Below are 13,965 nucleotides of genomic sequence, written 5' to 3' on the forward strand. Positions count from 1 at the left end.
CGGGCAAGCCCGCTCCCACAAGGTCCGCGTCGTACACATTCTTTATGCACAACACTAAACTTTGTGGGAGCGAGGCTTGCCCGCGATCCGTACGAAGCAGCCATTCAACGATCAGGCGATCTCTCGCAACTCCCGCCGCAGAATCTTGCCCACCGGCGTCATCGGCAACGACTCTCGCAAGACGATGTGCTTGGGGACTTTGTACGCCGTGAAGTTTTCCTTGCAGTAGGCCTTCAGCTCTTCAAGGCTGACACCGGATTCGCGGGCCACCACAAACAACTTCACCGCCTCCCCCGAACGCTCGTCCGGCACGCCGATCACCGCGCAGTTGGCGACTTTCGGGTGAGCCATCACCACGTCTTCGATCTCGTTCGGGTACACGTTGAAGCCCGAGACGATGATCATGTCTTTCTTGCGATCGACGATGCGAACGAAACCGTCCGGGTCGATCACCGCAATGTCACCGGACTTGAACCAGCCGTCGGCGTCCAGCACGTCGGCGGTGGCTTCGGGTTTCTGCCAATAGCCCTTCATGATCTGCGGGCCCTTGATGCACAGTTCGCCACGCTCGCCCAGCGATTGCTCGACGCCTTCATCGTTGATCACTTTCAGGGCCGTGCCTGGCACCGGCAGGCCGACCGTGCCGATGCGCGACTTGTCGCCATAAGGGTTGGTGCAGGCCACCGGCGAGGTTTCGGTCAGGCCGTAACCTTCGGTGATGCGGCAACCGGTGAGCTGCTCCCAGCGCTCGGCCGTGGCCTTGACCAGCGCGGTGCCGCCGGAGTTGGTGAGTTTGAGGCTGGAGAAATCCAGGGTCTTGAAGTCGGGATGGTCCATCAGCGCGACGAACAGCGTGTTGAGCCCCAGCAGCGCCGAAAACCGCCAGTTCTTCAGTTCCTTGATGAAGTTACCAATGTCCCGTGGATTGGTGATCAGCACGTTGTGGTTGCCGGTCACCATCATGCACATGCAGTTCGCCGTGAAGGCATAGATATGGTACAGCGGCAGCGGCGCGATCATCACTTCCAGGCCTTCGCGCAGCAGTGGTTGACCGTCTGCACCAAATTGCCCCAGGCACGCCCGCGCCTGCTGCATGTTCGCTACCAGGTTACCGTGGGTCAGCATGGCGCCCTTGGCCAGCCCGGTGGTGCCACCGGTGTATTGCAGCACGGCGATATCATCGAGGCCAACGTTCAGCGGTTTGATGCCCAGGCCCCGGCCCAGACGCAGCGCGCTCTTGAAGGAAATAGCCTGCGGCAAGGAATAGTCCGGGACCATCTTCTTGACTTTGCTCACCAGGGTATTGACCAGCCAACCCTTGGCGGTGGGCATCAAGTCGCCCATCTTCGCTTCGATCAGGTACTGAATGTCGGTGTCGGGCAGCACTTCCTGGACCTTCTGTCCGAACACGTTCAGGTACACCAGCGCCCGGGCACCGGAGTCCTTGAACTGATGACGCATCTCCCGCGCGGTGTACAACGGGTTGGTATTGACCACGATCAGCCCGGCGCGCAAGGCACCGAACACGGCAATCGGGTAATGCAGGACGTTGGGCATCTGCACCGCGATGCGATCCCCCGGCATCAGGTCGGTGTGGGCTTGCAGGTAACCGGCGAATGCGGCGCTGTAGCGTTCCAGTTCGGCGTAGGTCAGGGTCACGCCCATGTTGCTGAACGCCGGGCGGTCGGCAAATTTCTTGCAGGAACGCTCGAACACCTCGATCACCGACTTATAGGCTCCAAGATCAATATCCAGGGGCACGCCAGCCGGGCGCTTGTCATTCCAGAAATCAGGTTGCATTGTTCTTGTCCTCTTTACCTGAGCCTATCCGGGGCCGCTTTCTGTCCTTTCTCAAAAACAGAAAGCGAAAAACGGTGCTTCCCGGACACTAGCAGCTATAACGAATCAGGCAAATATGCGCACGGTCGTCATTGATCGCGTGAATCTTGCTGCCCCGGCGTGGCCTGATCAGACAGTAGGCGACGGGATGCGCTATACAATGCATCGAGGCTGTTTCCCACCCGGCAGCCTCATGCAGCCCAACGCAAAGGAATCGCCATGATCCACGACACTTTCTGGCTGACCGCGAGTGACCGCAGCCGCCTCTTCGTCAACCAGTGGCTGCCGGCCGCGCCGCTCAAGGCGGTGATCCTGCTGGCCCACGGCATGGCGGAACACAGCGGCCGTTACGCCCGTCTGGCGCAAGCATGCTGTGATCGGGATTACGGTGTGTATGCGCCGGATCTACGTGGACATGGCAAAACTGCCGAAAACGGCACCTTGGGCCATTTCGCCGATGATGATGGCTGGTGCAAAGTGGTCGGCGACCTGGCCAGCCTTAACCAACATATCGGCCAACAGCATCCCGGCGTGCCGATCGTATTGCTCGGCCACAGCATGGGCAGCTACATCGCCCAGGCTTATTTGCTGCACCACAGCGCCAGCCTGCACGGGGCGATTCTCAGCGGCTCGAACTTCCAGCCCGTAACGCTCTATCGCGCAGCGCGACAGATTGCTCGCCTCGAACGCCTGCGCCAAGGGCCCAAGGGTCTCAGTGCGCTGATCGAATGGCTGTCGTTCGGCTCATTCAACAAGAAATTCAAACCGGCGCGCACGCCGTTCGACTGGTTGAGCCGCGACCCGACTGAAGTCGACAAATACGCCAATGACCCGCTCTGCGGCTTTCGCTGCACCAATCAACTGTGGATCGATTTGCTCGGCGGCTTGCAGCAAATCAGCAAAGCGTCCAATCTCGCCCAGATCGATCCGGGCCTGCCGCTGCTGGTGATCGGCGGCGAATGTGATCCGGTGAGCGAAGGCAAACGTCTGAAAGATCTGGCCCACGCCCTGCGCGACGCTGGCTGCCAGAACCTGCAGCTGACTATTTACCCGCAGGCCCGGCATGAACTGTTCAATGAAATCAATCGCGATGAAGTGACTGCCGATGTGCTGAACTGGATCGCCCAGGACTTGAGCGCTCGCCGGCCACCCAGAACCGAATAGTTTTTTTGTGGATTTTTTTTTAATTCGTCACAGGAATCGAGACAGATGACCCAGGTTACCAACACGCCTTACGAAGCCCTTGAAGTCGGCCAGACCGCCAGCTACAGCAAGACCGTCGAAGAGCGCGACATTCAGTTGTTCGCCGCGATGTCCGGCGACCACAACCCGGTGCACCTGGACGCCGAGTTCGCCGCCGCCAGCATGTTCAAGGAGCGTATCGCCCACGGCATGTTCAGCGGCGCGTTGATCAGCGCGGCGGTGGCTTGCGAGTTGCCTGGGCCGGGGACGATTTATATCGGTCAGACGATGAGCTTTCAAAAGCCGGTGAAAATTGGCGACACGCTGACTGTGCGCCTGGAAATTCTCGAGAAACTGCCGAAGTTTCGTGTACGTATCGCCACTCGGGTGTTCAACCAGCGCGATGAGTTGGTCGTGGATGGCGAGGCGGAAATTCTGGCGCCGCGCAAGCAACAGACCGTGACATTGCCGACATTGCCGGCGATCAGCATCGGCTGATTTACAAGCCCCAAAAGATCGCAGCCTTCGACAGCTCCTACAGAGATCGGCGCAGGTGCTGCGAAGGCTGCGATCTTTTGATCTTACCGCCCCTCCTGCACCTGCACACTCGCCGTCATCCCCGCGCTCAAACTGATCCCTTCAGGCAACGTGTCGAGCTTGATCCGCACCGGAATCCGCTGCGCCAGGCGTACCCAGTTAAACGTCGGTTCCACCTCGGCCAGCAACTGCCCATCGGGCGTGGTATTGCGGTCGGTAATCCCGCGACTGATGCTTTCGACGTGCCCCTGCAACGCCTCCCCGGCGCTCATGAGCCAGACTTTGACCGGATCGCCGACGCGAATTCGCGGCAGTTTGGTTTCTTCAAAATACGCCTGCACATAAAAGGTCGAATCGTCGATCAACGCCATCACCGGTTGCCCGGCATTCACGTAATTACCCTGGGCCAGACGCAGGTTGGTGACGTGACCGCTGCGCGGCGCATGCACCTCGCTGCGAGTCAGGTTGAGTTGCGCGACCTTGGCTTCAGCCTGAGCTTCGCGCAGTTCGCCCCGGGCGATGCCGGCATTGATTTGCGCGTTCTCGCGCAGTTCGGCGCTGATCGCCTGCGGCCCGAGACTGGCTCGGCGGCTGGCTTCGTGTTCACGCAAACCGAGTTGCTGCTGACGGGTCTGCACCACCGCTTGCGCCTTCTCCAGCGCGGCTTCGAAACGATCACGGTCGATACTCAGCAACACATCGCCAGCCTTGACCTGTTGGTTATCGAAAGCCTTGAGCTCTCGCACCCAGCCAGACACGTCGGGGGCGATGACTACGACGTCGGCGCGGATCCGCGCGTCGCGAGTCCAAGGCGTCAACATGTAGTACTGCCACAGATGGAAGCCGGCAAAAATCGCCAGCGCCGTCAGGCTCAGGGTTATCGCGACACGTACGGATGTACGCATATTCAACTCCTTTATAAAGGCCCGAGGACGACGGTGATCAAGGTCAATACACAGACGTACAAGGCGCAATCAAACAATGCTTCGTGCCAGATCCAGCGACCGACCGGGGTCAGGCGCAATACCATGCGCAACGCTCCGGTCACCAGCAACGCCAGCAACACATCAATCAGAAACGGACTGAGCAGCACGCCGCCCACCGACCACTCACGCAAGCCCATGGCTTTGCTCCTGTTGGTGACACCAGGCACGCCAGCTGCTTTGCAATTGCAGCACCGCGCCCTGGGCGAGTTTCACCGCGTCGCTGGGCGGCAACGCGTACAAGGTTTTCAATAACGCTTCGCTGGGTTGCGCCAGCGCCTCGGCGCGATTTCCGGCCGGGCCTTGCCCGAGGACTTTTTCCAGTTGCTCGAGATAACGCCGCTGGGGCGCACTGACCGGCACCTGTGCGGCCGCCAGGCTCAAGCGCAAATGCAGCAACTCATCGCCGATGTCCAGGCCGAGCAAGCCGTCATCCCAGCGGCTGCGCGCCGGCTCCGGCAACTCGGGATAATGCCGCGCCAGTTGCAGCAAACGGTCGGCCATGCGCCCGCCGAACCAGCTTTCGGCACCGCGCAGATTGCGTCGGGTGAGGCGCACCAGATCGGCGAGGGTCGCCGCCAGTAAGCGTCGGCCATGCCATGTCGGGTTACGCATGATCAGCAAGTGAAACGCCAATACGGCAGCGCCGACACCGATCAACATGGCCTGAGCGCTATTGAAGAAATTCGCGACATCGAACTTCATCGTGTTCAGCGGCGAAACCAGCACAATAAAGTGCAGACAGAAGGAAGTGGCCGTGGCGCCGATCTGCGGTTTGGCCATGCCCAGCGCGCCGAGAAACAGCGGCACGCCCATGCCCATGCACAGCAGCGCAAACCCGCTCCATTGCGGCAGCAGAATCTGCCCGACGATAAACGCCGATGGAATCGCCAGCAGGATGCCGCGCAGAAAACTCATGCCGATTTGCGCCCCATTCTCGCGGCTGGCAAACAGACTGCACACCACACACGTCAGCACCAGAGCGCCCGACGCCGCAGGCCATGCCGTCGCCAGCCAGAAACCCGACACCACCAGAAACGCCAGCGCACTGCGCGCGCCAAAGACCAGCGCCAATGACAGGTCGCGATGCGGCGTCAGGGTTCTCGGCGGGTCGACCGTTTCACGCCCCTCCTGCACCGCTTTCAATGCGGTACAGGCTGCCATGGCGGTATCGAGCAACAAAGTGAAACGGGCCAGACAGTAACTTTGCGCAGCACTGATGTGTGCATCGTGAGAGGCGTCGAGCAACCTCGGGCGCAAGGCTTGCAACTGGGCGGTATCACAAGCGCCAATCGCTTCTTGAACCTCGGTCATCCATGGCATCAGTTGCTCGGCTTCGAGCAGTTCCAATTGATTCCATTGGCGGCGTACCGAACGGGCGATGCGCAACAGCATCAACAGCTTCTGACTCAAACCGCTGATGGCCCGCGCTCGTTGCCGACCGAGGCTACCTTCAAACCAGGCATGCTCGCGCTGGGCATCGACCGCGACGATTTTCCCGAGTATTTCCAGTAGGCCTTTACGCGCCTGAGCGTCACCGGCCAACGTTGCACGCGCGGCATTCATGCCGCTTTGCCAGGCTGCCCGGGCCTGGTCCGCCAGTTGCCGTTCGACCCGCAATGGCCAGAGCAACGCACTGGCAGCGGTGGCGCAGAGAATGCCCAGGCAGATTTCCGTGCAGCGCGCCACGGCTTGATCGAACACTGTCAGCGGATGGGTAATGGCTGGCAATGCGATGATCGCCACCGTGTAACCGGCCAACACGAAGGAATAGGACCAGGCACTGCGCAGCAAGGTCGAGCTCGCCGTACACAGCCCGAGCCACAACGCCAACGCCAGCAAAAACAGCCAGGGCGTCTGAGCGAACAGGCCCATGAACACCACCGACATGATCGTCCCGACCAGCGTACCCAACAGCCGTGCCAAACCCTTGTGCACCACCATCCCGGACAACGGTTGGGCGACGATAAATGCCGTCATCAACGCCCACGACGGTTGCTCCAGCCCCCAGCGCAACGCCAGCCACAGTGCCAGGCCGCCGCCGATCAAAGTCTTGATCGCGAACTGCAAGGCGCGGCGGTCAGGCGCGAATAAGGCCTGCAAAGTGATAGGCACGTAAAGCACTCTTGAAAGGACGGTTTAACGATAGCCGGGTTAGGCGTGATGATTTGAATAACAAATTATTAGCTAGCTATCTATATCCCGTCCAGTGTTAAATCCCGAACATAAAAAAACGCCAGACTGGCTGGCGTTTTTGACCGATGACAAACACTTATGAGCGTGCGCGAGCCTGGTTACGCAGGGCTTTCACCTGGTCATGGTTGCGTTGCACGCCGTGATACTGGCGTTCAACGATGTCACGAATGCTCACCAGGTTGTCTTTGTTGATTTTTTCCAGTGCTTCCTTGTAGGCCTTCAGCGCGTGGTCTTCACCGCGTTCGGCTTCGTTCAGCACCGCCTCTTCATCCTTACCGGTGAACATCGCCTTCACATCGACCCAGCGACGGTGCATATCGCCACTGACACTGGTGGAGGTTTCCGGATCACCACCGAGGGAGCGCACAGTCGCCTGCAGCTCGGCAGCGGCAGCAGCGCAGTCGGCGGAGCGCTGCATAAACAGGTTTTTGAGTTCTGGATGCTTGATGTCTTCAGCGCAAGTCTTGAACCCTTCCTGACCGTCTTTACAGGTTTCAATCAGGTCGTTGAGTACAGAGATCGCTTCTTTATTAATGTCGGTCATTTTTCAGTTCCTTGCGGTTGATGAAAGATGCAATAAGTAGTTGCAGCCTGCATGCCAGCTTTGAATTGATGACTTTTTACTTATATTTCAATTGGTTGGATTTTAACGAGAAATCTGTATCCGTTTTTTTTGCATGATCTGTCATTTGGCCTGCATGCAGAATGCCTGTATTTTCCAGACTGTTTTGAATCAAGATGACTGATGATGAATCCCGAAAAGCTCGAACTGCTGATTACCCGCGAAATGCCCTTCGGCAAATACAAGGGCCGCATCATCGCTGACCTGCCCGGCCAGTACCTGAACTGGTTCGCTCGCGAAGGTTTCCCCCACGGTGAACTGGGCGGTTTGCTGGCTTTGATGCAGGAAATCGACCACAACGGCTTGTCGGAACTGCTCGAACCCCTGCGCGCCAAACACGGCAAACCCGCGCCTCGCCACTGACCCGCCCTACCTCACCGAGTTGCTCATGCCCGATAACACCCGCCGTACCCGCGATGAAGCCTTTTGGCAGACCTTTGCCGACCGTTACGCGGTCGAACCCGGCCCCCTGAACCTGGAAAACGGTTATTTCGGGCGCATGTCGCGCACCGTGGTCGAGGAGTATCAGCGCAACATCGAACTCATCAACCGCGGCAACTCGGTGCATGTGCGACAGCGCTTCGAACAGGGCGAAAGCGTCAAGATTCGTGAGCAACTGGCCGAGCTGATCGGTGCCCCCGCCGAAGCCGTTGCCTTCACCCGCAACGCTTCGGATGGCCTGCAATCGCTGATCCGCAACTACAATCGCCTGGCACCGGGCGATCAGGTGCTGATAAGCGATCTGGAGTACGACACGGTAAAGGGCGCAATGCGTTGGCTGGCACGTTATCGAGGCGTGGAAGTGATCGAGATCGAACACTGCCACCCCGCGAGTTTCGACAGTTTACTCACCGCTTACCGCGAAGCTTTCGTGCGTTATCCGCGACTGAAGCTGATGGCGCTGACCCACGTCACCCATCGCACCGGACTGGTCATGCCGGTGCAGGCGATTGCCGCTGCCGCCAGGGAACACGGAATCGATGTGATCCTCGACGGCGCCCATGCCCTCGGTCAGATCGAGTTCGATCTCGAGAAACTGGGCATCGCTTTTGCTGGCTACAACTTGCACAAATGGATCGGTGCGCCGCTGACTCTGGGCTTCATTTACATCGCTCCCGAGCGCCTGGCCGATATTGACCCGGACATGGGCGAGATGCATTTCCCGGTCACCGACATTCGCGCCCGCACGCCCTACAGCACGCCCAATATTCCGGCCTTGCTGACCCTGCCGCTGGTGTTTGAAGAACATCACGCCATGGGCGGTTCCGTCGCCAAGGGCATGCGGCTCAATTACCTGCGTAACCGATGGGTCGATGCCGTGCGGGGGTTACCGGGAATTGAAGTCATGACCCCGGATGACCCGCGCCTGTATTGCGCCATCACCTCGATGCGCTTTACCCGGCATGCCGATCAGCAGGCGCTGGTCGAGCGCCTGCTCAACGACTACAACCTGTTTACCGTGATGCGCAGCGGTGCGGCGTGTGGCCCGTGCATCCGCATCACGCCGGGCCTCACCACCACCGCAGCCGACATGGATCGGCTGGCACGGGCGCTGACTGAATTGCGCTGAGGTCACACGGTGTATTTGTCGAAGTCCTCGGGCTTGATTTGCGATGACACTGCAAACGTGTCGACGCCGATGGTCATGTGCCCGAAAAAGCCGTCGTCGTTCGAGTCTCGACCGATGGCATGGACATTCAAGGTCGAGGCCTCGCCGCCTCGGTGTTTGTAGTGAAAATCTTCATCGTTTGTCAGCGCTGATACCGTGCGCCCGCCGTATTCTCTGGCATCAAGCACCGATCTCGACGCTACGTCCGGGAAGTAGAGTTGGCCAACCCAGGCGACATGGCGTTCTTCGAGATAGTTGTTGCCGGCTGTGATGCGTACCGCGACATGAATGTGCAGCGCTCGGCCGGCATAAAACCCCGGATAGATCGTGGTAAACCGGACGATGCCCTTTTTGTCCGTGAATTGCCCACCACGCAGGTAGGTATCATCATCGGTACGCGGGATCGACCCGATATCGCCGACGCTGACTTTTTTGTCTGGATTGATCTTGCTCCACCCCGAATACGCCCCGCGCGCGTTGCAATGCCAGATATCGACCACCGCCCCGGTGACCGGTTGACCGGTCATCGCATCGACGATCGTCAGCCGCAGCACCAAGGGGATGCCATCCATGCCTTCGCTGATGTTGCGTCTGATCAGTTTCGGGTTTCGAAAATACGGGCCGGCGATCTGTTCGGGTGACAGTTGGCAAGCCGGAGGTGGGGATGTCGTTGCAGTATTGTCGTCCATGACGTTCTCTCTTCAATAAGATGAACGCAGGTTAACGCTGGACGGGCGACGAGATGCGGTAACTATGTATCGCATGATGTCCTGTGGGAGCGGCGGTGCGGCGATCCGACTTGCTCGCGAAAGCGGTCTGACAGTCAAAATCTGCATTGAATGCGGCGGCCCCTTCGCGAGCAAGCCCGCTCCCACAGGGGTTTTATTTCAGGCAAAAAAAAACGGTGCACCGACCAAGCGCACCGTAAAGCCGTAGAACACACAACGAAGTGTTTGGTAAATCAGGTTAATCAGTCCAGCAGCGCCAACGCTTCGGCGGTGCATTCCTGGATGCGGGCCCAGTCGCCGTTCTTGATCCACTCGGGGTCAAGCATCCAGCTACCGCCCACGCACATCACGTTTTTCAACGCCATGTAGCTCTTGATATTGGCCGGGCTGACGCCGCCAGTCGGGCAAAATTTAACTTCGCCGAACGGGCCGCCCAGGGCCTTGATGGCCGCGACGCCGCCGCTGACTTCCGCCGGGAACAGCTTGAAGCGGCGATAACCCAGGCTATAGCCTTCCATGATGCCGGAGGCATTGCTGATGCCCGGCAACAGCGGGATCGGGCTGCCGACACTGGCTTCAAGCAAGTCACGGGTGATGCCCGGTGTGACGATGAATTGCGAACCGGCCGCTTCGGCCGCGGCCAGCATGCTGCGATCCAGTACGGTGCCGGCACCCGTCACCAGTTCCGGACGCTGCTCGCGCAGGATCTGGATCGCCTTGAGGCCGAACTGCGAACGCAGGGTCACTTCCAGCGCCGTCAGGCCACCGGCCGCCAGGGCGTCGGCCAACGGCAGCACGTCCTGTTCACGAGCGATGGTGATTACCGGCAGAATCCGCGCCTTGGCGCAAAGGCTGTCGATCAGGGCAACTTTGTCCGCCATGGAAACGGTCGGGGATGTGTTTGTCATAGCGGCTGATCCTTGGTTCATGGGCACCAGTAAATCTCTAACGTTGGTTGCAGAAACGCCCGAATCGGCATGGCGGCGACATCGTCACCGGCCAGTGCGGCATTCAGGGTGGTCAGCTTGGACTGACCGGAAATCGATAGAACGGTGTGCTTCGCCGAAGCCAGCAGCGCGCGACTCATGGTCAGGCGTTGATGGGGCACGGTCGGCGCCAGCATCGGCCAGCAACGACGGGTGCCGTCGACTTTCAAGGCATCGGCCAGGTTCGGGCTGTTGGGGAACAGCGACGCGGTATGACCGTCGTCGCCCATGCCCAGCACCAGCACGTCGATCGCTGGCAATTCGGCGAGCAAGCGATCAGCCTGCTCGGCGGCCTGTTCCAGGTTGGCGGTGGCACTGTAGAGGCTCAGGAACTGAGCCTTGGCCGCCGGGCCTTGCAACAGGTAACGCTTGAGCAGGCCGGCATTGCTGTCGGCATGTTCCACCGGCACCCAGCGCTCGTCAGCCAGGCTGACCACCACTTTCGACCAGTCCAGCTTCTGCTTGGCCAGGTGCTGGAAAAACGCCACCGGGCTGCGTCCGCCAGACACCACCAGCGTCGCGGCGCCTTGTGCGGCAATGGCGTCGCTCAATTGCCTGGCCACCGTCAATGCCAGGCCTTCGGCCAGCAACACCGGGCTTTTGAACTCATGAGCGCTAACGCCCTGAGGCAGTTTCAATTCAGATATCGCCATACCACGACCTCCCGTCCCGCGTGATCAGTGCAATGGAGCTCATCGGCCCCCACGACCCTGCCGCGTACGGCTTGGGCGCATCGCCGGATTTTTTCCACCCGGCGATCAACTGGTCACACCACTTCCACGCGGCTTCGATTTCATCTTTACGGACAAACAAATTCTGATTGCCGCGCATCACTTCCAGTAACAACCGCTCGTAGGCGTCGGGAATCCGCGCGCTGCGATAAGTGTCGGAAAAATTCAGCTGCAACGGACCGCTGCGCAGCTGCATGCCCTTGTCCAGGCCTTGTTCTTTGGTCATCACGCGCAAGGAAATGCCTTCATCCGGTTGCAGGCGGATGATCAGTTTGTTGCTGATCTGCAAGCGCTGCTCGGGGGCGAAGATGTAGTGCGACGGTTCCTTGAAGTGGATGACGATTTGCGACAACTTTTGCGGCATGCGCTTGCCGGTCCGCAGGTAAAACGGCACACCGGCCCAGCGCCAGTTACGAATGTCGGCACGCAGGGCGACGAAGGTTTCGGTGTCGCTCTGGGTGTTGGAATTAGGCTCCTCCAGATACCCGGGTACCGATTTGCCTTCGCTGTGGCCGGCGATGTACTGGCCGCGCACCACTTGAGTGGTCAGGCCTTCCGGGCTGATCGGCGCCAGCGCCTTGAGGACTTTGACTTTCTCATCGCGAATGCTGTCGGCGGACAGGTCAGCCGGCGGGTCCATGGCGATCAGGCAGAGCAATTGCAGAAGGTGATTCTGGATCATGTCCCGCAGCTGCCCGGCCTTGTCGAAATAGCCCCAACGGCCTTCGATCCCGACCTTCTCGGCCACGGTGATTTCCACGTGGGAGATGTAATTCTGGTTCCACTGGGTTTCGAACAGACTGTTGGCGAAACGCAGGGCGATCAGGTTTTGTACGGTCTCTTTGCCCAGGTAGTGGTCGATGCGGTAGGTGCGGTTCTCCGGGAAGAACTGCGCCACGGCGTCGTTGACCTTGCGCGAGGATTCCAGGTCCGAACCGATGGGTTTTTCCAGCACCACGCGGGTGTTTTCGGTCAGGCCGACCTTCGACAGGTTCTCGCAAATAGCGCCATACACCGCCGCCGGGGTGGCGAAGTAGGCAATCACCCGCTGGGCACTGCCGGCCTGCTCGGCCAGGGCGACGTAATCGTCAGCCTTGAGGAAGTCGACGTGCAGGTAGCTCAAACGGGCCAGGAAGCGCTCGACCACCGCTTCATCCAGCTCTTTGGCGCCCACGTAGCGGCGCAGTTCAGTGGCGATGAATGCCAGATGCTGCTGCTCGCTGCCGGGTTCACGGGCCAGCGCGATAATGCGCGTATCCTCATGAAGCAGGCCAGCGCCATCGAGTTGATAAAGGGCAGGAAACAGCTTGCGCAGGGCCAGATCGCCGAGAGCGCCGAACAAGGCAAAGGTGCAAGGTTCAACCGTAATCGAAGGCATGATGTTTGTTCTTTTATCAAGTTAAGCTACAAATACCTTTTTTCAAGGCATCACTCAAGGGAAAATGTAGTAATAACCACAACATTTTCGCAAAATACAGATTCCGAGTGGTGGTCGGTCGGAGCCATCAGTAGGATAGGCCACCGTTATGGGCCGTATCAAAGGCCCAATTTGCATTAGTCGAACGCTTATTTGCGCTGCTGACCTAAGGAACATGAAATGGATCGCGTGCGAAATTTACTGGAACAGATCCAGAATCGCCTTGAAGACCTGAACAAGGCTGAACGCAAAGTCGCTGAAGTGATTCTGCTCAACCCGGAGCAGGCCACCCGGTTCAGCATTGCCGCCCTCGCCCAGGCCTCGAAGGTCAGCGAGCCGACGGTCAACCGTTTCTGCCGCTCGTTCGGCGTCAGCGGCTACCCGGAACTGAAACTGCAGCTGGCCCAGAGCCTGGCCAGTGGCGCGGCGTATGTCAGCCGGGCGGTTGAAGCCGATGACAATCCGGAAGCGTATACAAAAAAGATTTTCGGCAGCGCCATCGCCTCTTTGGACAGTGCGTTGCAGGCGCTTGACCCGAGCCTGATCAGCCGCGCCGTTGACTTGTTGATCCAGGCCCGCCAGATCCACTTCTTCGGCCTCGGCGCCTCGGCCCCGGTGGCGCTGGATGCCCAGCACAAGTTCTTCCGCTTCAACCTGGCGGTGACCGCCCATGCCGACGTGCTGATGCAACGCATGATTGCCTCGGTGGCCCACACCGGTGAGTTGTTCGTGATCATTTCCTACACCGGCCGCACCCGGGAACTGGTGGAAGTGGCGCGCATCGCCCGGGAAAACGGTGCTTCGGTGCTGGGCCTGACGGCGGAGGGTTCGCCGCTGGCCAAGGCCAGCACCTTGAGCCTGAACATCCCGTTGCCGGAAGACACTGATATCTATATGCCGATGACGTCACGGATCATTCAGCTGACCGTGCTCGATGTGCTCGCCACCGGCATGACCCTGCGCCGGGGCGTGGATTTCCAGCCGCATTTGCGCAAGATCAAAGAAAGCCTGAATGCCAGTCGGTATCCGATTGGGGATGAGTTTAATTAACTCGTACCGATCGTTCCCACGCTCTGCGTGGGAATGCCTCTAGGGACGCTCCGCGTCCAGTGACGCGGAGCGTCACGGGCTGCAT

14 protein-coding genes are annotated in these 13,965 nt (G+C 59.5%); 5 read left to right on the plus strand and 9 right to left on the minus strand.

What is annotated here, in order from left to right; translation table 11 throughout:
• Positions 1-111: 111 nt before the first annotated feature.
• The gene (fadD2, locus tag AC1RQB_RS25610; protein WP_207267246.1) at positions 112-1,800 is read right to left on the minus strand and encodes a long-chain-fatty-acid--CoA ligase; all 1,689 of its coding nucleotides are present in this window, start codon (positions 1,798-1,800) and stop codon (positions 112-114) included.
• A gap of 258 nt (positions 1,801-2,058) precedes the next feature.
• Here fadD2 and AC1RQB_RS25615 point away from each other — a divergent pair, with 258 nt between their 5' ends.
• Together AC1RQB_RS25615 and AC1RQB_RS25620 are read left to right on the plus strand one after the other, a co-directional pair.
• Positions 2,059-3,003, plus strand: coding sequence for an alpha/beta hydrolase (locus AC1RQB_RS25615; protein ID WP_008069139.1), 945 nt, complete (start codon positions 2,059-2,061; stop codon positions 3,001-3,003).
• 45 nt (positions 3,004-3,048) lie between these two features.
• On the plus strand, positions 3,049-3,519 hold the full coding sequence (locus AC1RQB_RS25620; protein WP_007902410.1) for a MaoC family dehydratase: 471 nt from the start codon (positions 3,049-3,051) through the stop codon (positions 3,517-3,519).
• Between the two features lie 83 nt (positions 3,520-3,602).
• Here AC1RQB_RS25620 and AC1RQB_RS25625 read toward each other — a convergent pair whose 3' ends face one another.
• The 4 genes from AC1RQB_RS25625 to AC1RQB_RS25640 all read right to left on the minus strand — a co-directional run bounded on the left by AC1RQB_RS25625 (position 3,603) and on the right by AC1RQB_RS25640 (position 7,281).
• Positions 3,603-4,463 carry an efflux RND transporter periplasmic adaptor subunit gene (locus tag AC1RQB_RS25625; RefSeq protein ID WP_063341287.1) on the minus strand — a complete coding sequence of 287 codons (861 nt, stop codon included), beginning with the start codon at positions 4,461-4,463 and terminating at the stop codon, positions 3,603-3,605.
• A gap of 11 nt (positions 4,464-4,474) precedes the next feature.
• Positions 4,475-4,681: a DUF1656 domain-containing protein gene (locus AC1RQB_RS25630; protein WP_008069143.1), complete on the minus strand. Its 207-nt coding sequence runs from the start codon at positions 4,679-4,681 to the stop codon at positions 4,475-4,477.
• The gene (locus AC1RQB_RS25635) at positions 4,668-6,656 is read right to left on the minus strand and encodes an FUSC family protein (RefSeq protein ID WP_063341288.1); all 1,989 of its coding nucleotides are present in this window, start codon (positions 6,654-6,656) and stop codon (positions 4,668-4,670) included. Before AC1RQB_RS25635 ends, AC1RQB_RS25630 begins: the two co-directional genes overlap by 14 nt.
• Before the next feature lie 157 nt (positions 6,657-6,813).
• A complete protein-coding gene (locus AC1RQB_RS25640) occupies positions 6,814-7,281 on the minus strand; it encodes a ferritin-like domain-containing protein (protein WP_008072967.1) in 468 nt (155 codons plus the stop codon).
• 204 nt (positions 7,282-7,485) lie between these two features.
• Here AC1RQB_RS25640 and AC1RQB_RS25645 point away from each other — a divergent pair, with 204 nt between their 5' ends.
• Both AC1RQB_RS25645 and AC1RQB_RS25650 read left to right on the plus strand, forming a co-directional pair.
• Entirely contained in the window at positions 7,486-7,722 is a 237-nt protein-coding gene (locus AC1RQB_RS25645) for a DUF3820 family protein (RefSeq protein WP_007949456.1), read from the plus strand.
• Between the two features lie 25 nt (positions 7,723-7,747).
• The gene (locus AC1RQB_RS25650) at positions 7,748-8,929 is read left to right on the plus strand and encodes an aminotransferase class V-fold PLP-dependent enzyme (RefSeq protein ID WP_063341289.1); all 1,182 of its coding nucleotides are present in this window, start codon (positions 7,748-7,750) and stop codon (positions 8,927-8,929) included.
• A 2-nt stretch (positions 8,930-8,931) separates the two neighbouring features.
• On the opposite strand, the gene AC1RQB_RS25655 is transcribed toward AC1RQB_RS25650, so the two are convergent.
• The 4 genes from AC1RQB_RS25655 to zwf form a co-directional block, all read right to left on the minus strand.
• Entirely contained in the window at positions 8,932-9,657 is a 726-nt protein-coding gene (locus tag AC1RQB_RS25655) for an intradiol ring-cleavage dioxygenase (protein WP_063341290.1), read from the minus strand.
• 281 nt (positions 9,658-9,938) lie between these two features.
• Complete coding sequence (locus tag AC1RQB_RS25660; RefSeq protein ID WP_008072964.1) at positions 9,939-10,604, minus strand: bifunctional 4-hydroxy-2-oxoglutarate aldolase/2-dehydro-3-deoxy-phosphogluconate aldolase; 666 nt, start codon at positions 10,602-10,604, stop codon at positions 9,939-9,941.
• 17 nt (positions 10,605-10,621) lie between these two features.
• The gene (gene pgl, locus AC1RQB_RS25665; RefSeq protein ID WP_008072963.1) at positions 10,622-11,335 is read right to left on the minus strand and encodes a 6-phosphogluconolactonase; all 714 of its coding nucleotides are present in this window, start codon (positions 11,333-11,335) and stop codon (positions 10,622-10,624) included.
• A complete protein-coding gene (gene zwf, locus AC1RQB_RS25670; RefSeq protein WP_008072962.1) occupies positions 11,322-12,791 on the minus strand; it encodes a glucose-6-phosphate dehydrogenase in 1,470 nt (489 codons plus the stop codon). Before zwf ends, pgl begins: the two co-directional genes overlap by 14 nt.
• A 228-nt stretch (positions 12,792-13,019) precedes the next feature.
• On the opposite strand from zwf, the gene AC1RQB_RS25675 reads away from it, so the two are divergent.
• Positions 13,020-13,880, plus strand: a complete 861-nt coding sequence (locus AC1RQB_RS25675) for a MurR/RpiR family transcriptional regulator (RefSeq protein WP_177319492.1) — start codon at positions 13,020-13,022, stop codon at positions 13,878-13,880.
• Positions 13,881-13,965: the final 85 nt, after the last annotated feature.

The sequence above is a fragment of the Pseudomonas sp. GW822-FHT02E03 genome (assembly GCF_058802325.1).